The organism is Cellulosimicrobium sp. CpK407 (genome assembly GCF_051844275.1).
GTDB lineage: Bacteria > Actinomycetota > Actinomycetes > Actinomycetales > Cellulomonadaceae > Cellulosimicrobium > Cellulosimicrobium cellulans_G.
This window is the reverse complement of the sequence record NZ_JBGNYC010000013.1, coordinates 60338-81391: the sequence shown is the minus strand read 5'-3', so window position 1 is coordinate 81391 and position 21054 is coordinate 60338. Positions and strand designations below refer to the sequence as shown.

Below are 21054 nucleotides of genomic sequence, written 5' to 3'. Positions count from 1 at the left end.
CTACCTCGGAAGCCCCGAGTTGTTTCCCTCACCGGGAGTCGGTGACGCCGAGTCGGGAGCCGAGGCCGGAGCGGGGGTGGGGCGGGTCGTGGCGGGTCTGGCGGGAGCCCGCGAGGAACGAGCGGGCGGATGGTAGACCCGCCCCGCCCCCGCGGAGGTCTCGGCGGAAGCCAGCCCCGCGGCGTCGGAGCGCCCGCCACTGCCCGGCCACCAGTTCCATCGCCCGAGGAGCGTCATCGTCGCGGGGAGGAGGAGGCCGCGCACGACGGTCACGTCGAGCAGCACGGCGACGGCCATGCCCACGCCGACCTCCTTCATCGCGACGAGCTCGCCGGCCGCGAAGCCGAGGAACACGATGCCGATGGCGACGGCGGCCGTCGTGACGACCGGGCCGGTCGCGGTGATGCCGCGGAGCACGGCCCGGTCGTTCGCGGCGCGCAGGTCCTCCCCGGGCGTGCGGGCGCGCCACTCCTCGGACGTGCGCGCAAGGAGGAACACCTCGTAGTCGGTGGACAGGCCGAACACGAGCATGCCGATGAGCAACGGCGTCGTGACGTCGAGCGCGCCCCACGGCTCGAACCCGAGCAGCGAGGCGCCGACGCCGTGCTGGAACACCGAGACGAGCACGCCGAGGGTCGCGGCGAGCGTGAGCAGGTTCATCACGAGCGCCTTGAGCGGCACGACGAGCGAGCCGGTGAGCAGGAAGAGGAGCACGAACGTCGCGAGCACGACGACACCCGCGGCGAGCGGGAGGCGCTGCGCGAGGTGCTCCTGGGTGTCGACGACCTCGGCGGCCGGCCCGGCGACGTGCACGTCGAGGTCGCCCGTGTCGATCGCGCGGATCGCGCGCAGCAGGTCCTGGGCCGCGGCGGCGGTCGCGTCGCCGCCCTCGCCGACGTCGGGCGTGACGTCGACGACGAGGACCTCGGGCGGGTAGTCGGTGTCCTGCATCGCGTCCTCGACGCCCGGCAGGGCCGCGACGCGGTCGAGGTAGGCGGAGGCGGCCTCGTCGCCGCGGGGTGCCTCGACGAGCACGGTGATCGGGGTGACGCCGAGGTCGGCGAAGCGCGCGGTGGACGCGTCGGCGGCGAGGCGCGCCTCGGCGTCGGCGGGCAGGGAGTGGACCTCGGAGCTGCCGAGCGTCATCGAGCCGAGCGGCGCGGCGAGCGCGAGGAGGAGGGCCGTCGCGCCGAGCGTGACGAGCACGGCGTGCCGCTGGGCGGTGCGCGCGAGGCGGCCGAGCGTGCCGGCCCCGCCGCGCCCGGTCCACGGGTGGGACCAGGTGCGGGCGCCCGGGGCAGGGATGGCGCGGTGCCACGTCGCGACGAGCGCGGGCACGAGCGTGAGCCCGGCGGCGGTCGCGACGAGCACGACGACGGCGCCGCCGACGGCCATGCCGGAGAGCAGCGAGTCGCCGAGCAGGAGCAGGCCGGTGAGGGCGATCGCGACGGCGAGCCCGGACGCGAGGACGGCGCGCCCGGCGGTCGCGAGCGTGCGCCCGACGAGCTCGTCGAGCGGGAGGCCCGGGTTCTCGGCGCGCTCCTCGCGGAAGCGCGCCAGGACGAGCAAGGAGTAGTCGACCGTGAGCCCGAGGCCGAGCAGCGTCACGACGTTCACCGCGAACTCGTTGACGGGCACGATCCCCAGCAGGCCGCTGAGCACGAGCAGCGCGACCGCGATGGCGGCGAGCGCGGACAGCAGCGGCACCAGGCCCGCGCGCAGGCCGCCGAGGACGACGACGAGCACGACCAGAAGGACGGCGATCGCCACGCCCTCGCCCACAGTGGCGTCGGTGATCGCCTGGTCGACGAACGCCTCCTCGGCCAGGAGGGCGCCCCCGACGAGCACCTCGGGGGTGTCGATCGTGTGGAGCGCGTCGGCGACCTGGTGCGCGAGGGCCAGCGCGTCGTCGTCGGACAGCGCGGGGTCGAGCTCGACGATGACGAGGGAGCCCTGCCCGTCGTCGGCGATGAGGCCGCCACCGGTGTACGCGTCGAACAGCTCGACGACGCCCGGCATCGCGCGGATGCCGTGCATCACGTCGCTCGCCTGGGCGATCAGCTCCGTGGAGAAGTAGTCGCGCCCGGACAGGACGGCGACGACGGTCTCGTCCTCGGGCTGGAGCTCGTCGAGACGCTCGGCCGCGAGGGCGGAGGGGCTGCCGGGCGGGGCGGGCTCGACGTCGGTCGTCTTGTCGAAGACGGCGCCGCCGAGCACCGCGCCGAGGACGAGGAGGACCGCCCAGACCCCGAGGACGACGCCGCGGCGACGCGCGGCGACCCGTCCGGTCCGGTGCAGGAGGCGTCCGAGCGCCATGGGCAGTCCTCCTCGTCGAGGGACGTCGTGCGGAGAGAGCCGGTCGGGTGCAGGAGCTCGTGCGGGTCCTGCGCGGACCGTGAGGTGAGGTCAGCACCCTACGCGAGGGTGGGAGCGCCGTCGGACCACGCTCCGCCCGTGCGAGGGGTGCGCCTCGGGACCACCGGGGTGGAGAAGGGGGTGAGACGGGACGGGCGGGGACGGCTCGTGCTGCCGCCCCCGCCCGGTCCGTCCCGGGGCGGACGGCTCACGCCGCCCGCCCCGGGGTCTCAGCTCAGCCGCAGGTCGCGGCCTCGTAGGCGACGTCCGCCTGGAACGTCAGGTCGCCGCCCGTCGCGGACACCTGGGCGGTGCCCGCCTCGACCGAGGTCGAGCGCGTCGCGAACGACTGGTACGCGGAGGCACCCGGCTGGACGCCGGTCACCGTCTTCGTCCCGAACGGCGTCGTGAGCGTGATGTCCGCCGGCACCGTGTCGTCGTTCGTGGCACGGACCGCGACGTAGACCTTGCCCGCCATGCAGCGGGTCTGGACCGTCGTCGAGATCGCGAGCTCCTCGACGGGCTCGTCGGTCAGGTCGTTGAACCGGATGTTCCGGTAGCTGACCATCTCGCCGTTGCCGTGGTTCTGGATGCCGACGAAGCTGTTCACCAGCCGGGCCGGGTCGGTGCTCGTGAAGTCGTTGACGAGCACGTCGTTGAGGTAGATGCGGATGCGGTCTCCCTCGACCCGGATGTCGTACGCGTTCCACTGCCCGACCGGCTTGAGGGCAGCGTCCCGGGCCGCCTCGTCGGCACCCTGGAACGTGTAGACCGCGCCGGTGGTGCGGTCGGGGGCGTCCGTAGCGTCGATCTGGATCTCGTAGCCCTTGTTGACGGCCACCCACGGGTCGTCGCCCGGGTTCGGGAACCCGACGAACACGCCGCCGTTGTCGTCCTTCGTGAGCTTCCAGTCGAGCTTGAGCGAGTACGACTCGCCGAGCTCCGCGGCGGTGTACCAGAGCAGGCCCATGCCACCCGCACCGCGGATCGAGCAGTCGTCCTGGCGGCCGAAGCCACCCGGACCGGCCATGCGCCAGCCCTCCTGCAGGCTCGCGAGGGTGCCGTCGAAGAGGGCCGTGTAGCCGTCCTCGACCTCACCCGGGGTGCAGATGTCCGGGTTCTCGCCGATCGACAGCACGTCGAGGTTGATGTTGCCCTCGTCGCCGGTCTCGTACGCGAGCGTGATGGTGTTCGCGCCGGCCTGGAGCTCGAGGTCACGCGTCTGCACGCCCCAGTCCTTCCAGCTGCCCGTCGTGGGGAAGTTCCACTGGCCCAGGTCCTGGCCGTTCACGTGGAGCGAGACGTTCTTGGCACGCAGCTCGGTGTACGGGTGGATGCCGTTGGCGTAGCGCACGTTCACCGGGTAGGTGCCCGCCTCGGGGACGGTCACGGAGAACGTGCGGCCGGAGCCGACGTTCGTCATGCCCGCCGCGAAGCCGGAGCCCGAGTAGTTGCTGTGGTCGGACGCGATGCTCGACCCGCCGAGCGGCTGCGCGAGCTCCGCCTCGTACCAGCCGCGGTCGGCCGGGGCGACGTAGCCGGGGAGCGAGTTGAGCGTGTACCAGGCCTCGGTGCTGAGGAGCTCGGCGCCGTCGGCGGACGCGAACGGACGCGGCGACCGGATGTAGACGACGTGGCCGGGCTTGAGGCCGTCGATCTTCAGCGTGACGGTCGTGCGGTCCTCGGACACCGTGGCGTCGGTGACGAAGAGCGGCTCCTCGTCGACCTTCGGGCCGCCGTACTGCTGCGTCGGCACGTAGCGCCACTGCTTGACCTGGTAGGCGTCGGCGAGCTTCTCGACGACCTCGTCGGAGACCGGGTCGGTGTACTCGATCTCGAAGCCGCCCTCGACCACGCGCATCTCCTTCATGTCGAAGGAGTCCTCGTTGACGGGGACGAGCTTCTGGAGGCCGAACCGGAGCTTGCCGGACTCGCCCCAGTTGCCGCCCTCACCGGTGCCGCCCGCGTAGAGCGCGCCGTCGGGGCCGTAGATGACGCGGTTCACGCCGACCTCGAGGCCCGCGGTGTGGCGGAAGACCGCACCCTGGAACTCGCCGTCGACCTTCTCGAGGAACGCGCGCTGGATGCCGCCGTACGTGACGTCGCCGATGAGCATCTGCCCGGCGAACTCGCCGTCCTGGACGAGGAGCGGGTTGCCCGGGGAGTTCGCGATCTCGTTCTGCGGGAGCCACACGGCCGGCGGGGAGACGGGGTTCGAGTCGAACATCCCGGCCGGGTTCGTGTAGTGGTTGAAGAACTTGTCCTGCTCGATGTGGACGAGCTTGTTGGCCGGGAGCCACGCGCCCTGGTTGTCCGTCCCGAAGATCGCACCCTCGGGGCCGAAGCCGATGCCGTTGGGCGTGCGCAGACCGCCCGCGACGTACGTGACCTCGCCGGTCTCGCGGTCGATCTTGATCGACGTGCCGCGGTTCTGGCCGGGCTGCGGGTTGGTCGTCGCGCCGCCGTTGTCGATCGCGACGGAGAGGTTGACGTAGAAGTAGTCCTCGTCGTGGATCAGGCCGAACGCGAACTCGTGGAAGTTGCCGCCGTCGGGCCACTCCGCGATCTTCGTGTGCTGGTCGTAGAAGCCGTCCCCGTCGGGGTCGGTGAGCTGCGTGAGCTGGTAGCGCTCGGAGACGAAGATCGAGTCCTCGACGACCTCGATGCCCATCGGGTTGAGCAGCTCGTCCGCGACCAGGGTCGCCGTGACGTCCTCGGGGCCGTCCGCCGTGGTGACGCCGTCGAGGAGGTAGACCTCGCCGGACACCGGGTCGGGGCGCCAGCCGCCGGAGCTGACCTCGCCCGTCGTCACGACGGCGAGCTTCTCGTCCGGCGTGAACGCCAGGCCCGAGACCTTGGGCTCGAAGCCCTCGGGGCGCAGGTCGACGAGGTCGTAGTTCGGGTTGACGGCGTCCAGGCGCAGGCCGTCGCCGGCCGTGTCGGTCGCACCCTCGCAGTACTTGTAGCCGGGCGCGGTCACGCGCACGACGCCCGCCTCGGTGCTGAGCGCCGACGTCGGGATGACCTCGAACGTCGAGCTGCCCGGCGTCTTCCACGCGAGCGTGAGGCGCTGCTTGTCGCTGCCCTCGTAGTAGTCGACCCGAAGGTCGTGCACGCCCGCCGTGAGGGTCGCGCTGCCCTCGACGGAGGTCGAGTCGTTCGGGCCGTCGTTCTCGAGGACGAGCTGGCCGTCGATGTAGACGAGGGCGCCGTCGTCGTTGGTGACCTTGAACTGGTACTGGCCGTCTGCGGGGACGGTCAGGTTCGCGGTCACCTGCGAGATGAAGTTGTCCTCGGCGCCGAACTGCTCGGCGGTCGACCAGTCGATGGTCGGCATGAGCTTGTCGACGTTGGGGGTCTGGCCCGACTTCAGGGTGCAGACGGCCCCGGGGTTCTGCGCGAGCTGGAAGGTCCGCAGCGTGACGCCGGGCTCCTGCTCGGGAAGGTCGGCCGCGGCGGGGACGGCCCAGCCCGCGACGACCACGGCGCCGAGGGTCAGGGCGGCCGCGCCGCGTCGGTACCTGATCCGGCGGGACACCGGCAGGCTGGTGCGTTCGAGCATCGTTGCTCCCTCATACTCGGTCGGACTTCGAGTCCACGGAGCGTAACCCCTGCCCGGCTCCGTCGATGACAACGCTGGACAGGCTAGCCCTCGTTCTATCGATGTGTCTACAACTTCCGACTTGCAGTCGACAAAAGTGCCCTGGCCTGCTCGGACGTACGCTCGGAGGCATGAGCGCACGCCACGGCGACATCGCCGACAGCACCGCGTCCCGGCCGTTCGCGCAGGTGGACGTCTTCACCGAGGTCCCGACCCTCGGCAATCCCGTGGCGGTCGTGCTCGACGCCGACGGGCTCACGGACGACCAGATGGCCGCCTTCGCCCGCTGGACGAACCTCTCGGAGACGACATTCCTCCTCCCGCCCAGCCCCGAGGGGGTCGCCGGAGGCGCCGACTACCGCCTGCGGATTTTCACCCCCGGCGGCGAGCTCCCCTTCGCCGGGCACCCGACGCTCGGCTCCTGCCACGCGTGGCTCGAGGCGGGCGGCGAGCCCCGGGCGGGCGACGCCGTCGTGCAGGAGTGCGGCGTCGGCCTGGTGACGATCCGGCGCGAGGCGCCGGCCGCCGGGTCGGTCGCTGCCGGGCCGGACGACGAGCCGGACGGGGACCTCCCGCGCGGGCTCGCGTTCGCCGCCCCCGACCTGCTCGCCGACGAGCCGGTCCCGGACGACGACCTCGCGGCGATCGTCGCCGCGCTCGGCGTCCCCGACGACGCCGTGGTCGACCACCGCGTCCTCGACAACGGGCCCGGGTGGCGCGTCGTGCTGCTGGACTCGGCGGACCGCGTCGCCGGGCTCGTGCCCGACTGGACGCGGCTGCGCGTCGAGCACCCCGACCTCTCCGTCGGGGTCGCCGGCCTGTACGGGGACGACGGCGGCCCCGACGGCGCCGCGGTCGAGGTCCGCGGGTTCGCGCTCGCCATGGGCATCCCGGAGGATCCCGTCACCGGGAGCCTCAACGCCGTCGTCGGGCAGTGGCTCACGCGGGCCGGCCGCCTCCCCGACCGCTACCTCGCCGCCCAGGGCGCGGCGCTCGGCCGGGCCGGGCGCGTGCGCGTCGAGCGCGACGGGTCGGGGACGGTCTGGGTCGGCGGCGCGAGCGTCACGTGCGTCGCGGGCACCGTCCGCCTCTGAGCACCCGTCGGCGACGGGCCGAGGTGCGGGTGCCGAACCCGGGGAGATCGCCGGCATCGGCGCTCGATCTCGGCGATATCCCCGGGCTCGACGGTCCCCGGGCTCCGTAGACTGGGGCAAGTGTCAAGAACCCCACCTGTTTCCGGGTCCGACCGCGCCCTGACGGACCGCGCGGTCGTCGCGCGCGCCCGCTGGGCGCTCATGGTGCAGTTCGGGCTGTTCGGGGTCATCGGCGCGTCGTGGATGAGCCGCCTGCCCTCGGTCCGTGAGGCGCTGGGGATCAGCGCGAGCCAGCTCGGCCTGCTGCTCGTCGTCGGCGGCCTGGGCTCGCTCGTGTCCGTGGTGTCCGCGGGCGCGGTCGTCGCGCGGTTCGGCAGCCGCACGACCCTCGTCGTCGCGACGGTGGGGAACGTCGTCGGGTTCGGCCTCGTCGCCCTGGGCACCGGGACGGGCGGGGTCGTCCTCTTCGCGACCGGCGCGTTCCTCAACGGGGTGTGCGGCGCGCTCACCAACGTGCCGATCAACATCTGCGCGGCCTCCGTCGAGCAGCACGTCGGACGGGCGATCCTCCCCCACTTCCACGCCGCGTTCTCCATCGGCGCCGCGTGCGGGGCGCTCGTCGCGGCCGCGTTCTCGTGGGCGCACGTGGGCATCACCGCGCAGATCCTCGTCGTGACGCTCGCCGTCACGGTGGCGCGCGCCGTGCTCGTCGCCCCCGCGACCGCGCTCGCCCCCGACCGCACGGCGCCCGCGCGCGCGGCCGCGCCGTCGGGCACCACCGAGCCGGCCGACGACGGCGCGGCACCCGCACACCCGACCTCGCCGCGCCGCGGGGCGGGGGTGCGCGCCGCGCTCGCCGCGTGGCGCGAGCCGCGCACGCTCCTCATCGGGCTCGTGCTGCTCGCGTCGTCGCTGTCCGAAGGGTCGGCGGGCAACTGGCTCTCCATCGCCGTCGTCGACGGGTTCGCGGTGCGCGAGGCGCTCGGCGCCGTCGCGTACGGCACGTTCGTCGGCGCGATGACGGTGTTCCGGTTCGCCGGGACCGGGCTCATCGACCGGTTCGGGCGCGTGGCCGTGCTGCGCGCGTCGGGCGTCTCCGCGCTCGTCGGGCTGCTCGTGTTCGGCCTCGCGCCCAGCCTGCCGCTCGCGTGGGTCGGCATCGTCCTGTGGGGCTGCGGCGCCGCGCTCGCCAACCCCGTCGCCATCGCGGCGGCCTCCGACGACCCGGCCCACGCCGCGCCGCGCGTCGCGGTCGCGACGTCGTTCTCGACCGTCGCGATGCTCACCGCGCCGCCGCTGCTCGGCCTGCTCGTCGACCAGGTCGGGGCCCGCCACATGCTCCTGGTCATCTGCGCCGCGACCGTCCTGTCGCTCGCCGTGGCCGGCCAGGTACGCCCGCTCCCCCGCCCGGCACCCCACCCCGTGGCCGCGGTGCCCGCCGAGGAGCCCACGAGGTAGGACCCGGTCGCACGAGCGAGCAACCGTGGCCCCCGCACCGGCCACCACCTCGCGCACGATGACCGAGAATCGACCCGTGGAGCTCACCCAGAGGGTCACGACGCTGCGACGCGAGGCGCGCGAGCGCGCCCTGGCCCGGCCGCGGTGGCCGTTCGCGGGGACGGTGCAGGACGAGACGCGGGACGGCGTCGGGCTGCGACGCTACGTCCCGGACGCGCACGACCCCCGCCGCGAGCCCGCGGCCGGGGTCGTGTTCCTGCACGGTGGGTACGGGCTGTTCGGAGACCTGGAGCTGCAGGACGCCTCGTGCCGACGCCTCGCGACCGCGCTCTCGACCACCGTCGTCTCCGTCGACTACCGGCTCGCGCCCGAGGGCACGCTCGCCGAGGCGACCGACGACGCGCTCGTCGCGCTCGCGCTCCTCGCCGCGGAGGGGGTCGGGAGGCCGGCCCTGTTCGGCGACTCCGCGGGCGGGGCCGTCGCGGTCGCCGCCGCGCGCCGGGCCCACAGCACGCCGCTCGCCCCGGCATGGATCGCGCTCACCAACCCGAATCTCGACCTGACGCTCGGGTCGTTCGACCCGGACCGGCCGGGCGGGCCCGACGCCGCGCTGTCCGCGGAGTCCTTCCGCGCCTGGACCCGGGTCGCCGACCTCGCGGACGCGCCGCGGCTCGACCTCGACGCGTCGCGGCTCCCACCGACGTTCCTCGCGGTCGGCGACCAGGACGCGCTGCTCCCCGAGGCGCGGACGCTCGCCGCGTCGTGCGCGCGCGACGGCGTCCGCTGCGAGCTCGTCGAGGTGCCCGGCGCGAGCCACGGTTTCCTCGGCGGCGACGCCGCGCCCGGGGTGCTCGCGGACCTCCGGACGTTCGTCCGCGCCGTCTGACCGCGCACGCACGAGGGCCCGCGCACGCACGAGGGCCCCGCCCGCGCAACCGCGGACGGGGCCCTCGAGGCCGGGTGCCTCAGCCGCGCAGGCCGAGGATCGACGTGTAGCTGCGCCGGGCGTTGCCGAACGAGTCGACCGGGTTCGGCGGGACGGCGGTCGTGGGGGCGTTGTCCTGCTCCCAGATGCCCCAGCGCGTGCCGCGCGCCTTCGTCGCGCGGAGGAACTCGCGGTACGGCAGGTCGCCCGCGTCGAACTCGATGATGTCGAACCCGTTCGGGTTCGCCTCGTTGCGCGCCCCGTCCTTGAGGTGCAGGAGCGGGTAGCGGTGCGCGTGGTTCCGGACATAGTCGATCGGCTCGAAGCCCGGGTAGAGGTGCTGCCCGACGAACGCCCAGTAGACGTCCATCTCGAGGAACACCGTGCGGGGGTCGGTGTTGTCGAAGAAGACGTCGTACAGCCGGACGTCGGGGCGGTCCGTCGCGAACGCGAACTCTCCCGCGTGGTTGTGCTGGTAGAGCTTGAGCCCCGCGGCGGCCGCCTGGGCGCCCCACGCGTTGAACTCGTCCGCGGCGGCGCGGTACCCGTCGACCGTGTTGACGTTGGACGGGGCGTTCGCCGTGCCGACGTGCGGCATGCCGAGGATGTTGGCGATCTCGAGCTGGCGCGGGAGGTCGGTGCGCAGCGCGTTGATGCCGACGTGGGAGCCGACGGCGCGCAGCCCGTTGTCGTCGAGGAGCTGGCGGATCTCCTCGGGAGTGATCGGCCCGACCTGGTTCTGGGTGTAGCCGGCGAACTCGATCTCCGAGTAGCCGATGTCCGCGAGCTGCTCGAACACCGTCCGGAACCCGAGGCTCGAGACCTTGTCACGGATCGAGTAGAGCTGGATGCCGATCTTGCCCGGGGGGACCAGGCGACCGTTGCCCGCGGCCGCGAGCGGCCCGGCGGCCGTCGGGGCGGGGGCGGCGCCGGCCGCCGGCGCGACGGCGGCACCGAGGCCCACGGCCACGGTCGACGTCGCGAGCGCCTTGATCAGGCTGCGGCGCGTCATCTGAGACTTGCTCATCGTCTCTCCTTCGAGGGATGGGACGGTGCGGCTCGGGCGAGCCGCACCGCGGGTGGTGCAGGTCGGCGGCGGACGGCGGCACACGCGCTCGTCGCCACGCCGACGACAGGTCCTCGGGCGGCCCTCTTCGTCGTCCGTCCTCGTCAGGGCCGTACAGCGCCCTGCGTCTGGTCCTCCTCGTCTCGTCGTCGAGCGAGTCCTCCGCACGTCGTCGTGCCGGAGGAGCGCGTCCCACCGTGTCGGGCGGCCTCTCACCTACCACCCGGTCGTCATCCTACGAGGCTTCTGTCGGGTGTCAATCAAAAGTCGAAAGTTCATCGATGGCGACCCGGGCCGGGGGCCCGCAGCGCGCACCTAGGATCGGCGCATGCCACGACGTCGACGTCCTGACCACGGCCGGGTCGCGTTCGAGCTCGAGGAGGGTCCGCACCCCGCGGACGCGGCTCCCGACGACGACCCGCCGGGCGCGTCGGCAGACCCCGGCTCCCCGGACGGCGACACCGGGAGCGCGAGCCCCGACGCTCCTCGCCCGACCGGCGCCGCACGACGGCGGGGTCGACGGGGAGCCCTCGTCGCGGCCGCCGCGGCCGTGGTCGTCGTAGGCGGCATGATCGTCGTGGACGCCGTGTCGTCGCGCGGGTCGCTCGAGACGGTGCGGCGTGCGGTCGGCGGCGTCGAGCCCCTCCCCTCCGCGCCGGCCGAGCTCTGGACCGTGCCGGCGCAGACGGCGGGGTCCCCCGCCACGCTGCCCGGTCTCGTCGTCCTCGTGCGGGACGACGAGGCGGTGGCCCACGACGTCGACACCGGCGAGGTCCGGTGGACGGTGCCGCTCCCGCCCACCTCGCGGTGCGGCGGCGAGCTCGTGGTCTCCGCGACGGCTCCGGTGCCCGACGACGAGCTCGTGTGCGTGACGGACGACGTGCCGTCGCCCCTCGAGGCGACGACCGCCCTCACGCCGCTCGGAGACGAGCCGGTCCCCGCCGCCGAGGGCGCCGAGGTCACCGTGATCGACGCCGGGGGGAAGGCCGAGACCCGCACGCTGGACGCGGCGCGCGGCTGGTCCGCGCCCGGTCCGGACGGGAGCGTCGCCCGGTTCCGCCGCGCGGGCGAGGCGCCGGACGGGCCGCGCGTCACGGTCGACCCGACGACGGGCGTGCCCTCCGACCTCTCGGCCGGCCGCCCCGCCGTCGTCACGCTCGAGGACGCGAGGACGGGCCAGGTCCGCTGGGAGCACGAGCTCCCGTTCGTGCCCGAGGAGGGGTCGTGCGCGCCGTACTCCGACACGGAGAGCGTCACCTACGCCGACCTCGACGGTGCGACGTTCGTCCTGGGGGCGGGGCTCGTCGTCGTGCAGGGATGCGGGGTCGACGCCTGGTTCACGGCCGACGGGACGCGGGTCGACGACCCGCGGGCGACCGCCGACGTGCTCTCGCGGATTCCCGACGGCGCGCTCTACCGCGCGACGCCACCGGGCTCCGCCGCCGACGGCGCCGCGTCGACGGGACCCCCGGTCGTGCTGGAGCCCGAGGGCGAGGTCCGCTGGGAGCCCCCGGGCACGGTCCTCGTCCCCCACGCCACGGACGGCGCCACGGGCGGCCTCGTCCTCACGCGCGAGGTCACCTCTCTCGTCGCCCGCGACGCGACGGGCGCACGACGCTGGGAGAGCGCCGGGGTGAACGGCGCCGAGTCCGCCTACGTCGTCGCGGCCGGCACGGCCGTGGTCCGCCAGGGGATGGGCAACGTCGTCGTGGGCGTCGACGTGGAGACCGGACGCGTGCTCTGGACGCGAACCGCCGAGGTGCTGGCCCCGCCCGACCCCGACGGCGCCCCGACCCCCGCCCCGATGTCGATGGTCACGCAGGCGTTCACGGACGGGGCGCGGGCGCTGCTCGTCGTGACGACCTGGTCGGACGACGGCGAGGACACCGCGCGGCTCGTCGCGCTCGACCTCCGCGACGGTGACGTCGAGTGGCGCGGCGACGCGACGACCGGGTCGTGGTACGTCGCGGTCCAGGGCCGGCTGCTGCGCGCGGACCGCGGGGACGCGACCGTCACCCGGCTGGGCTGAGCCGGCGGGCCCGCGCGGGTCCGGTCAGCGCGCGAGCCACTCCTTGCGCTCCGCGGGCGGCAGCTTCTCCACCGCGGCCCGCAGCACGTCGCGCGGCATGGTCGCGGCGTGGTCCTCGAGGAACGTCCGCAGCCGCTCGGGCTCGACGTCGCCCGCGTGGCGCAGCATCCACCCGACGCCCTTCTGCACGTAGGGCTCGGGGTCGTCGACGAGGACCTCGGAGAGCCGGAACGTGTCGTCGACCTGGCCGCGCCGCAGGAAGGCGGCCGTCGCGACGATCGCGGAGCGCCGGCGCGGCCAGTCCGGCGCGCGGGCGAGGTCGTCGAGGACGTCCCGTGGCCGGTCGAGGAGCCACGACCCGAGCACCTGGTAGGCGGTGAGGTCGACGAGGTCCCACGTGTCGATCCGGTCGTGGCGGCGCAGGAAGAGCTCGACGAGCTCCGCGTGCCGCTCGACGGTGACGCGCCGGGCCGTCGCCGCCTTGCCCATGATCGAGCAGCCGCCGGCCCGCACCTCGTGCACGCGGTCCTCGAGGAGCAGCTCGATCTGGTCCACCGGCAGGTCGAGCGCGCCCTTCGCGAGCGTGAACACGTCGCCCATGCGCACCCCGGCGAGCGTGTCGTCGCCCGGGAAGTGCCGCGCGTAGGCGCGGCGCTGGGCCGCGGTCGCGCGCGCGAGCAGGTCGGCGCGGAAGTCGGTCGCCGTGGTGTACGGCGGCATCGTCCTTCTCCTCTCGTGCGGGCGGTCGCCCGCGGTCCGTGCGGTCCGCGCCGCGGCGCGGTCCGTGCGCTCAGCGCGGCGCCATGCGGATCGCGCCGTCGAGGCGCACCACCTCGCCGTTGAGCATCGGGTTCTCGACGATCGCGCGCACCAGGTGCGCGTACTCCTCCGGCCGCCCGAGCCGGCTCGGGTGCGGCACCTGCGCGCCGAGCGACTCCTGCGCCGCCTCGGGGAGCGACGCCATCATGGGGGTGCGGAAGATGCCCGGTGCGATGGTCATCACCCGGATCCGGTGCTGCGCGAGGTCGCGCGCGAGCGGCAGCGTGAGGCCCGCGACGCCCGCCTTGGAGGCCGCGTAGGCGGCCTGCCCGACCTGCCCGTCGAACGCCGCGACCGACGCGGTCTGCACGACGACGCCGCGCTCCTCCCCGTCCGGACCGGGGCCGTCAGGCCCCAGGGGGTCGAGGGCGAGCATGCGCTCGGCCGCGAGGCGGACGACGTTGAACGTCCCGACGAGGTTGACGTCCACGACGCGCCGGAAGGCGTCCAGGGCGTGCACGCCGGACTTCCCGAGCACGCGCTGCGCGAGCACGATCCCGGCGCAGCTCACGACGACGCGCGCCCCGCCCAGGTCGTCCGCGGCGTCCAGCGCCCGCGCCACGTCGTCCTCGCTCGTCACGTCCGTGGGGACGAACCGCGCCGCGTCGCCCAGCGCCTCGGCGACCGCGACGCCGTCGGACGACGCGAGGTCCGCGAGGACCACCCGCGCCCCTGCCGCGACCAGGCCCTCCGCCGTCGCGCGCCCGAGGCCCGAGGCCCCTCCGGTCACCAGGGCGACCGTGCCCTCGATCCGCATGTCTCACCCTCCGTCACCTGCGCGGGCGTCGTCGCCCGCCCCGCTGACCGTACCCAGGTCGACCCGCGGGTCGCGAGATCGACCCACCGAGGGTCGATCTCGGACGCTCGGGCCGATCTCGCGTCGGCACCGGCGGAGGCTGTCAGTGCGACGGCATCTCCAGGCACCCGCCGTCGGCGATCGGCCCTCCGGAGTCGAGCGTCACGGCGTCGGGCGCGACCGCCCCGTACACGCAGCCGCCGGGGACCGCGACCCCGACGCCGACGACCGGGACGACGTCGCCGAACGCGTTCCTGTCCACGACCTGCACGTTCTCGAAGCCCGCCGCGACGAGCGCGGCCGAGACCTCGTCGCCGTCGACGGCCGACCCGTCGGCGACCGGGTCGAGCGCGGCCTGGACGGCGGGCACCGCGATCGCCGCCTCGGCGTGGTCCTCGGGCGCGCCCGTGCGCTGCCGGTACGCCTCGTTGGACGCGTCGAGCCCGGTCTCCTGCCCGACGGCGGTCGCGTCCTCGGCCGTCACGGTGGCCTCGGGCTCGGACGAGTCGTACGACCCGGCCCACTGCTTCATGGTGACCCCCACGAACACGGAGTACCCCACGACGCCCACGCACGCGAAGATCACGAGCCCCACGACCACGCCGACGACGGCGCTCCCGAGGCGCGACGTGCCGTCCGTGCGGGAGTCGTCCAGGTCGGGCGTGGTCATGTCGCGAGTCTGACGGGCCCGGTGGTGGACGGCGACCGCGGGCGCGACCTCGGCCCGAGATCTTCACATCTCGGGCGCCGCCGGGTGCAGGATGGGAGACGACCCGTCTCCGCCCGACCGTCAGGAGCGCCCCGCATGAGCCTGTACGACATCCCGTTCGACGCCATGGACGGGACGACGCGCACCCTGCGCGAGCACGCGGACGACGTCGTGCTCGTCGTGAACGTCGCGTCGCGGTGCGGCCTCGCGCCGCAGTACGCGACGCTCGAGGCGATGCACGAGAAGTACCGCGACCGCGGGTTCACCGTCATCGGGTTCCCGAGCAACCAGTTCCTCCAGGAGCTCGGCACCAACGAGGCGATCCAGGAGTTCTGCTCGCTGACGTACGGCGTGACGTTCCCCGTGGTCGACCGCGTGCGCGTCAACGGGCGGCACGCGCACCCGCTCTACCAGGAGCTCAAGAAGGCGCCGGACGCCGAGGGGAAGGCCGGCCGGGTCACGTGGAACTTCGAGAAGTTCGTGGTCCTCCCCGGCGGCGAGGTGCACCGCTTCCGCCCCCGCACCCTCCCCGACGACCCGGCCATCGTCGACCTCGTCGAGGCGCACCTGCCGCGCTGAGCGCACGCCACCTCGCGTAGCGGGCGTCAGCGGACGACGAGCGCGGGGTGCCGTGCGTCGTCGACCCGCACGACGACGTCGGCCGCCTCCGCAGGCCGGACCTCCCGCTCGTAGCGCGCGTACGCGTCGAGAGTCCACGCGTCCGCGGGCGCGGTGCGGCGCGCGAGGGTCGCGTCGCGCAGCGCGAGGTGCACGGAGAGGTCCACCGCGAGCCCACGGCCGAGGGACAGCGCGCCGTCGAGCACGACGACGAGCCCCGGCTCCGCGGCGACGGGCGCCGCCCGCGTGGACCGGCTCGTCGCCGGGTCGCGCAGGCTCGGCAGGTAGCGACCCGTCCCGCCCGGGCCGACGGCGTCGAGCACCTCGCGGTTGAGGCCCGCCACGTCGATCCACTCGTCGAGCAGCGCGTCCGGGTCCTCGCGACCGCGCTCGAGCCGCAGCGACGCGGGGCGCCAGAAGTCCTCCACACGGACCCGCGCGACGGGTCGGCCCGCCGCGCGCAGCGGGGCGACGAGCCGGTCCGCGAGCGCCTCGGGGTGCGTCGACGGGTGGCCGTCGACGAGGAGCCGCACCGCGTCGTCGGGCACCGTCGCCCGGTCGCGGCGCCGGAACCCGAGGACGCGGTCCACGACCCGGTCCACGAGCACGTCCTCGGTCACCGGTTCGACGCGCACCGCGTCAGGATGCCAGATCGTGCGGCATCGCCTCCGGGACGGCGGGCAGGTCCGGCTCCTAGGGTGGACGCATGCTGCGCACCGTCGCCCTCAACTACCCCGCTCCCCTGCCCGTCGGGCACACGGTGGAGGTGACCGAGTTCGCCGACACCCGCCCCGAGCGCAAGCGCCGGGGCTTCAGCCAGTCCGAGGCGTTCGCGCACCCGGTCGTCGTCGACCTCGACACCGGCATCCGGTACATGAACCACGTCCACGCGTCCCCGCACGGCAACGGGGGCAACAGCTTCACGGCGAACCGCTACCCCCTCGAGCCGCGCGCGGACCTCGAGGTGGCGGCCCGGTGGAAGGGCCGGGTCACCGCGTGCACCATCGTCATGGTCGAGGGCCTGGAGAACCCCCACACGACCCTGCAGGTCGAGACGGACGCATGACCGCGGCCTTCCGGCCCGGCACGGTGCGCGAGGCCGCGGGCGGCATCGTCGCCCTGGGCCTCGCGACGTTCGTGGCGATCACGACCGAGCTCGTGCCCGTCGGGCTGCTGCCGCTCCTCAGCGCGGACCTGGACGTCACCGAGTCCGTCGCAGGCCTGCTCGTCACGGCGTACGCGGTCATGGTCGCGGCGCTCGCCGTGCCGCTGACGCTCGGCACGGCCCGGCTCCCGCGCAAGGGACTGCTGCTGACGACGCTCGTGCTCTACACGGTGAGCAACGTGCTCGTCGCCGTCGCGCCGACGTTCGCCGTCGTCGCGGCGGCACGCGCCCTGGGCGGCGCGTCGCACGCGGTGTTCTTCTCGGTGAGCATCGGGTACGCGTCGCGGCTCGTGCTGCCGCACCTCACGGGGCGCGCGCTCTCGCTCGTCACCACCGGGGCGGCGGTCGGGTTCGTGCTCGGCGTCCCGCTGACGACGACGCTCGGCACCGCGATCGGCTGGCGTCCCGCGTTCGGCGTCCTGGCGGGCGCGTGCGCACTGGCCACCGTGCTCATCGCGTTCCTGCTGCCGCCCGTGCCGGGAGGCGGCGCTCCGCCGTCGGACGCGTCGAGCGCGAGCCGACGCTCCGCGCTCGCGGTGGCCACGACCACGAACGCTCTCACGTACCTGGGCCAGTACACGGTCTACACGTTCGTGTCGCTCCTGCTCCTGGGCGCGGGCCTGCAGGAGTCGGCGCTCGGCCCGGCGCTCCTCGTGCTCGGGGCGCTCGGGCTCGTCGGGACGGCGTTCGCCGCCGCGCGCCTCGACCACCGGCCGCGCCGGACGACGGTCGTCACGCTCGTCGCGGTCGTGGCGGGCATGCTCGCGGTCGGGCTCGCGTTCCCCGGGACCGTCGGGGTGCTCGTCGCGATCGGCGTGTGGAGCGCGGGGTTCGGCGCCGTCGCACCGGTGTTCCAGGCGGCGGCGATCCGCGCGCACGGGGCGTCGCCGGACCTCACGGGAGCGCTCGTCAACGCGTCGTCGAACGTCGGCATCGGCGGCGGCGCCGCGCTCGGCGCGCTCGTCCTCGCGCGGTCCGGGCTCGACGTCGTCCCGTTCCTCGGGGCGGGGATCGTCGCCGGCGCGCTCGTCGTGGTCCTCGTCGCGCGGCGCACGTTCCCCGCGCGGCCAACTGCGGCGACGGCGGTGGCGGCGGTGGCGGACGTGTCGACGGCCGACGCGCCGGTGGCCGACGCGCCGGTGGCCGACGCGCCGGTAGCCGACGCGCCGGTGGCCGACGCGCCGGTAGCGGACGCGCCGGGGCCGGAAATGCCCTCCGACCAGGAGGGCCCGCGTGCCTAGGGTGGCGGGATGACGACGGTCAGGCAGGTCCAGGTCACGTTCGACTGCGCGCGGCCGGAGCGCGTCGCCCGGTTCTGGTGCGAGGTGCTCGGCTACGTCCCGCCGTCGCCCCCGGACGGCTTCGCCACGTGGGACGACGCGAACGCCGCGCTCCCGCCCGAGCAGCGGGACGCGTGGTTCGCGTGCAGCGACCCGGACGGCGTCGGCCCCCGCCTGTACTTCCAGCGCGTCCCCGAGGGCAAGGTCGTCAAGAACCGGGTGCACCTCGACGTGCGCGTCGGGACCGGGCTCGTCGGCGCCGAGCGCCTCGCGACGCTGGAGGCCGAGCGGGACCGGCTCGTCGCCCTCGGCGCGACGTGCGTGCGCGTCATGGTCGCGGACGAGGAGAACGAGTCGTGCATCGTCATGCAGGACGTCGAGGGCAACGAGTTCTGCCTGGACTGACGGCGGGCTCGGCTGCCGCGGCGCGGCTCAGCGCAGGAACGGGTCCATGATCGCGGCCACCGCCTCCGCGGCAGCGTCCGCGTCGGCGTCGGTGATCGCCTCGACCAGCTCGTGGTGGTGCCGGTGCGCCGCGTCCTCGTCCTCGTTCTCCTCGTCGCGCATGTGGACGGCGAACACGTCGAGCATGCTCGAGTACAGCGTCACGTACAGGGGGTTGTGCGTCGCCTCCACGATCGCGCGGTGCAGGTCGAGGTCCGCGCTCGCGCGCGCGTCGGGATCGTCGGTCGACCACGCCGCCTCCCGCCGGTCGCGCAGCTCGCGCAGCAGCACGATGTCGGCGTCCGTGCGGCTCGCGGCGGCGAGCGAGGCCGCGGTGCTGTCCAGGGCGAGGCGCAGCTCGAGGTAGTGGCGGCGCGTGCCTCCGGCGAGCTGACGCTCGAGGGTGCCGGTCAGCTCGGAGCGGGAGATGACGAAGGTGCCACGCCCCTGCTCGCGACGCAGCAGGCCCGCGTGCACCAGCGACTGGAGCGCCTCGCGGACCGTGTTCCGCCCGATGCCGAACTCGGCCACCAGGGCGACCTCGGTCGGGATGCGCTCGCCGACGGGCCAGCGCCCGGAGATCACCTCGTCGCGGAACCGTGCCGCCGCCTGGTCGATGAGTCCTACTCGACGCAGCGGCGCACGCGTGTCAGACTGCTCGGGATTCATCCCATGATCCTATCGTCGGCCGATCTCGCAGCGGAGTTTGACATGGCCACACTCTCCCCCACCCGCGTCCCCGCCGGGCGGGTCCGCCTCACCCTGTGGGCCGGGCTCGCCGTCGCGCTGACGGCGATCAACCTCCGGACGGCCGTCACGGGGTTCACCCCGCTGCTGGAGACCATCGGCGCCGACCTCGGCTACGGCGTGGCCGTGGCCGGCCTGCTCGGCACCGTCCCCGCGGTGTCGTTCGGGCTCTTCGGGTTCCTCGCTCCCGTGGTGACGCGCAGGTTCGGGCTCGAGCGCACAGCCACGGTCGCTCTGGCGCTGACGGCCCTGTCGCTCGTGCTGCGCGCCGCGTCCCCGTCGACGGGCTGGCTCGTGGCGTCGACCGTGCTGGCCCTCGCCGGGATCGGTGCGGCGAACGTCGTGATCGTCCCCCTGGTGAAGGCGTGGTTCCCGGACCGGATCGCCCTGTGGACGTCGCTCTACCTGATCCTCATGCAGACCGGTCAGTTCGTCGCCCCGCTCCTCGCCGTCCCCGTCGCCGAGGCGACCAGCTGGCGGTTCTCGGTCGGGATCTGGGCAGGGCCTGCGGCGCTCGCCGCCGTCGTGTGGCTCGTCCTGGCGACCCGGATGCCCGCGAACCACCACGCGCCCGGCACCTCGACCGCCGTCGGCGCGAGACCGCGGATCGGCCGGTCCTCGACCGTGTGGGGCCTCGTCGTCCTGTTCGCGGCGATCTCGCTCTCGAACTACGGGATCATCACGTGGGTCCCGGCCGTGCTCACCGACGCCGGCGGCAGCGCCGCGCTCGGCGGCACCATGGTCGCCCTCTACTCCGCCTGGGGCATGGCCGCCGCGCTGGTCGTCCCGCACCTCGCCACGCGCCTGGCGAACCCGTTCGTCGTGGTCGTCGTGTGCGCCGTCGTGCTCGTGACCGGGTACGTCGGCCTGCTCCTGTCCCCGCTCGACGGGACGGCGCTCTGGATGTGCGCGCTCGGCATCGGGGTGAGCACGTTCCCGCTGTGCATGACCCTCATCAACCGGCGGACCCGGACCCCGCAGACCGCGTCGGCCGTGTCGGGGTTCGTCCAGGGCCTCGGGTACGCGCTGGCGTGCTTCGGCCCGATCGGCCTGGGCCTGCTGCGCGAGGCGACCGGGTCGTGGTCGGTCCCGCTCCTCGTGCTCGCCGCCACCGCCGTCCCCGGCGTGGTCGGGGGCTGGTTCGCCTGCCGTCCCCGCTTCGTGGAGGACACCGTGCCGTCGCTGCCCGTCGCCGACCGGCCGTCGCCGCGCTGAGCCCCGCTGTGCGGGCACCCGCGGGCTACCGCCGTCTGCCGGAGAGCGCCCGTCAGGCCCTGGCGACGGCCGCTCGTGGGACGACGGCCGGGACGTCGCTCGGGGTCCAGATCCGGTTGCGCAGGTCGAGGCCGCGGATCACCTGGACGCGGTAGGGGTCGAGGCGCAGGACGTGGAGCCGCGGGTCCGTCGGTGACGCCCAGAAGGCGCCGAGGTCGTAGCCGGCGCCCTGCGGGCTGGTCCGCGCGTAGAGGTCCCACACGCGGCGGCGGTCCTGCTCGTCGTCGACCCACCCGGCGACGACGTCCGCGGCCGCGAAGTCGCTCCCGCGGGGCGCCCAGTAGGAGAAGCTCGCGTGCGGGTTGTTCGCGAGGTGGGCGGCCTTCACCGGCGTGCGGTACGTCGCGAGCCAGCCCAGCGGGGCGCCGTCGACGACCTCCCACACCGGGATGAGGGCGCGCGTGCGCGGCCGGCTCTGCGAGTCCACCGTGACCATGGTCGCGTAGACGGTCCGCCCGACGGTGGCGTCGAACTCGGCCCGGATGTCGTCGAACTCGTGCGTCTGGTGCGTCATGCCCCGAGTCTGCGCGGGCGGGACGACGTGCGGAAGACGGCACATCACCGGCACCTGGTCACCCCGGTGTGACCAGGTGCCGAGGACCAGACCCGACGGCCCGCCGTCGACCACGACCTTCCCCGCCCTCGAGAACGACATGGGGGTCGCTATCCGGCG

Annotated in this window: 18 protein-coding genes; 9 read left to right on the top strand and 9 right to left on the bottom strand. The window is 74.4% G+C overall.

Translation table 11 applies throughout. From position 1 onward, the window contains the following. Positions 1-2316 carry an MMPL family transporter gene (locus ABWU78_RS08280; RefSeq protein WP_439158089.1) on the bottom strand — a complete coding sequence of 772 codons (2316 nt, stop codon included), beginning with the start codon at positions 2314-2316 and terminating at the stop codon, positions 1-3. Between the two features lie 274 nt (positions 2317-2590). Further along, positions 2591-5917, bottom strand: coding sequence for a family 16 glycoside hydrolase (locus ABWU78_RS08275; protein WP_439158088.1), 3327 nt, complete (start codon positions 5915-5917; stop codon positions 2591-2593). Positions 5918-6087: 170 nt separating this feature from the next. Between ABWU78_RS08275 and ABWU78_RS08270 the strand changes: the two genes are divergently transcribed. The 3 genes from ABWU78_RS08270 to ABWU78_RS08260 all read left to right on the top strand — a co-directional run bounded on the left by ABWU78_RS08270 (position 6088) and on the right by ABWU78_RS08260 (position 9394). Further along, entirely contained in the window at positions 6088-7050 is a 963-nt protein-coding gene (locus tag ABWU78_RS08270) for a PhzF family phenazine biosynthesis protein (protein WP_439158087.1), read from the top strand. Between the two features lie 120 nt (positions 7051-7170). Next, the gene (locus ABWU78_RS08265; protein ID WP_439158086.1) at positions 7171-8508 is read left to right on the top strand and encodes an MFS transporter; all 1338 of its coding nucleotides are present in this window, start codon (positions 7171-7173) and stop codon (positions 8506-8508) included. Positions 8509-8584: 76 nt separating this feature from the next. Then, positions 8585-9394, top strand: a complete 810-nt coding sequence (locus ABWU78_RS08260) for an alpha/beta hydrolase (RefSeq protein WP_439158085.1) — start codon at positions 8585-8587, stop codon at positions 9392-9394. A 79-nt stretch (positions 9395-9473) separates the two neighbouring features. Here the strand turns inward: ABWU78_RS08260 and ABWU78_RS08255 are convergent, their stop codons facing one another. Continuing rightward, positions 9474-10460: a sugar phosphate isomerase/epimerase family protein gene (locus tag ABWU78_RS08255; RefSeq protein WP_253051505.1), complete on the bottom strand. Its 987-nt coding sequence runs from the start codon at positions 10458-10460 to the stop codon at positions 9474-9476. A 367-nt stretch (positions 10461-10827) separates the two neighbouring features. Between ABWU78_RS08255 and ABWU78_RS08250 the strand changes: the two genes are divergently transcribed. Next, a complete protein-coding gene (locus ABWU78_RS08250; RefSeq protein WP_439158084.1) occupies positions 10828-12528 on the top strand; it encodes an outer membrane protein assembly factor BamB family protein in 1701 nt (566 codons plus the stop codon). A gap of 24 nt (positions 12529-12552) precedes the next feature. Here the strand turns inward: ABWU78_RS08250 and ABWU78_RS08245 are convergent, their stop codons facing one another. The 3 genes from ABWU78_RS08245 to ABWU78_RS08235 all read right to left on the bottom strand — a co-directional run bounded on the left by ABWU78_RS08245 (position 12553) and on the right by ABWU78_RS08235 (position 14813). Next, positions 12553-13248 carry a DNA alkylation repair protein gene (locus ABWU78_RS08245; RefSeq protein WP_253051508.1) on the bottom strand — a complete coding sequence of 232 codons (696 nt, stop codon included), beginning with the start codon at positions 13246-13248 and terminating at the stop codon, positions 12553-12555. Between the two features lie 70 nt (positions 13249-13318). After that, the gene (locus ABWU78_RS08240) at positions 13319-14104 is read right to left on the bottom strand and encodes a 3-hydroxyacyl-CoA dehydrogenase (RefSeq protein ID WP_439158083.1); all 786 of its coding nucleotides are present in this window, start codon (positions 14102-14104) and stop codon (positions 13319-13321) included. A 142-nt stretch (positions 14105-14246) separates the two neighbouring features. Next, positions 14247-14813 (bottom strand): DUF6993 domain-containing protein, encoded by a 567-nt coding sequence (locus ABWU78_RS08235; RefSeq protein WP_439158082.1) that lies wholly within the window; start codon positions 14811-14813, stop codon positions 14247-14249. Positions 14814-14948: 135 nt separating this feature from the next. Here ABWU78_RS08235 and ABWU78_RS08230 point away from each other — a divergent pair, with 135 nt between their 5' ends. After that, a complete protein-coding gene (locus ABWU78_RS08230; protein WP_253051511.1) occupies positions 14949-15431 on the top strand; it encodes a glutathione peroxidase in 483 nt (160 codons plus the stop codon). Positions 15432-15457: 26 nt separating this feature from the next. Here the strand turns inward: ABWU78_RS08230 and ABWU78_RS08225 are convergent, their stop codons facing one another. Next, complete coding sequence (locus tag ABWU78_RS08225) at positions 15458-16105, bottom strand: uridine kinase (RefSeq protein WP_439158081.1); 648 nt, start codon at positions 16103-16105, stop codon at positions 15458-15460. 71 nt (positions 16106-16176) lie between these two features. Here ABWU78_RS08225 and ABWU78_RS08220 point away from each other — a divergent pair, with 71 nt between their 5' ends. From ABWU78_RS08220 to ABWU78_RS08210, 3 genes are read left to right on the top strand one after another with little or no spacing between them, the layout of a single operon-like run. Beyond that, entirely contained in the window at positions 16177-16536 is a 360-nt protein-coding gene (locus ABWU78_RS08220; RefSeq protein WP_253051513.1) for a hypothetical protein, read from the top strand. Then, complete coding sequence (locus tag ABWU78_RS08215; RefSeq protein WP_439158080.1) at positions 16533-17876, top strand: MFS transporter; 1344 nt, start codon at positions 16533-16535, stop codon at positions 17874-17876. Before ABWU78_RS08220 ends, ABWU78_RS08215 begins: the two co-directional genes overlap by 4 nt. Before the next feature lie 9 nt (positions 17877-17885). Continuing rightward, on the top strand, positions 17886-18320 hold the full coding sequence (locus ABWU78_RS08210) for a VOC family protein (RefSeq protein ID WP_439158079.1): 435 nt from the start codon (positions 17886-17888) through the stop codon (positions 18318-18320). Positions 18321-18347: 27 nt separating this feature from the next. Here ABWU78_RS08210 and ABWU78_RS08205 read toward each other — a convergent pair whose 3' ends face one another. Next, on the bottom strand, positions 18348-19028 hold the full coding sequence (locus tag ABWU78_RS08205; protein WP_439158078.1) for a FadR/GntR family transcriptional regulator: 681 nt from the start codon (positions 19026-19028) through the stop codon (positions 18348-18350). Between the two features lie 42 nt (positions 19029-19070). On the opposite strand from ABWU78_RS08205, the gene ABWU78_RS08200 reads away from it, so the two are divergent. Beyond that, on the top strand, positions 19071-20321 hold the full coding sequence (locus ABWU78_RS08200) for an MFS transporter (RefSeq protein WP_439158077.1): 1251 nt from the start codon (positions 19071-19073) through the stop codon (positions 20319-20321). Between the two features lie 52 nt (positions 20322-20373). Here the strand turns inward: ABWU78_RS08200 and ABWU78_RS08195 are convergent, their stop codons facing one another. Next, positions 20374-20895: a pyridoxamine 5'-phosphate oxidase family protein gene (locus ABWU78_RS08195; RefSeq protein ID WP_439158076.1), complete on the bottom strand. Its 522-nt coding sequence runs from the start codon at positions 20893-20895 to the stop codon at positions 20374-20376. Between the last annotated feature and the right edge of the window lie 159 nt (positions 20896-21054).

Bases quoted from the DNA above. Each gene is read 5' to 3' on its own strand.
- ABWU78_RS08195 (WP_439158076.1), bottom strand. From the start codon at position 20,895: ATGACGCACCAGACGCACGAGTTCGACGACATCCGGGCCGAGTTCGAC.
- ABWU78_RS08255 (WP_253051505.1), bottom strand. From the start codon at position 10,460: ATGAGCAAGTCTCAGATGACGCGCCGCAGCCTGATCAAGGCGCTCGCG.
- ABWU78_RS08215 (WP_439158080.1), top strand. From the start codon at position 16,533: ATGACCGCGGCCTTCCGGCCCGGCACGGTGCGCGAGGCCGCGGGCGGC.
- ABWU78_RS08275 (WP_439158088.1), bottom strand. From the start codon at position 5,917: ATGCTCGAACGCACCAGCCTGCCGGTGTCCCGCCGGATCAGGTACCGA.
- ABWU78_RS08250 (WP_439158084.1), top strand. From the start codon at position 10,828: ATGCCACGACGTCGACGTCCTGACCACGGCCGGGTCGCGTTCGAGCTC.
- ABWU78_RS08230 (WP_253051511.1), top strand. From the start codon at position 14,949: ATGAGCCTGTACGACATCCCGTTCGACGCCATGGACGGGACGACGCGC.
- ABWU78_RS08240 (WP_439158083.1), bottom strand. From the start codon at position 14,104: ATGCGGATCGAGGGCACGGTCGCCCTGGTGACCGGAGGGGCCTCGGGC.
- ABWU78_RS08245 (WP_253051508.1), bottom strand. From the start codon at position 13,248: ATGCCGCCGTACACCACGGCGACCGACTTCCGCGCCGACCTGCTCGCG.
- ABWU78_RS08235 (WP_439158082.1), bottom strand. From the start codon at position 14,813: ATGACCACGCCCGACCTGGACGACTCCCGCACGGACGGCACGTCGCGC.
- ABWU78_RS08205 (WP_439158078.1), bottom strand. From the start codon at position 19,028: ATGAATCCCGAGCAGTCTGACACGCGTGCGCCGCTGCGTCGAGTAGGA.
- ABWU78_RS08270 (WP_439158087.1), top strand. From the start codon at position 6,088: ATGAGCGCACGCCACGGCGACATCGCCGACAGCACCGCGTCCCGGCCG.
- ABWU78_RS08200 (WP_439158077.1), top strand. From the start codon at position 19,071: ATGGCCACACTCTCCCCCACCCGCGTCCCCGCCGGGCGGGTCCGCCTC.
- ABWU78_RS08280 (WP_439158089.1), bottom strand. From the start codon at position 2,316: ATGGCGCTCGGACGCCTCCTGCACCGGACCGGACGGGTCGCCGCGCGT.
- ABWU78_RS08220 (WP_253051513.1), top strand. From the start codon at position 16,177: ATGCTGCGCACCGTCGCCCTCAACTACCCCGCTCCCCTGCCCGTCGGG.
- ABWU78_RS08210 (WP_439158079.1), top strand. From the start codon at position 17,886: ATGACGACGGTCAGGCAGGTCCAGGTCACGTTCGACTGCGCGCGGCCG.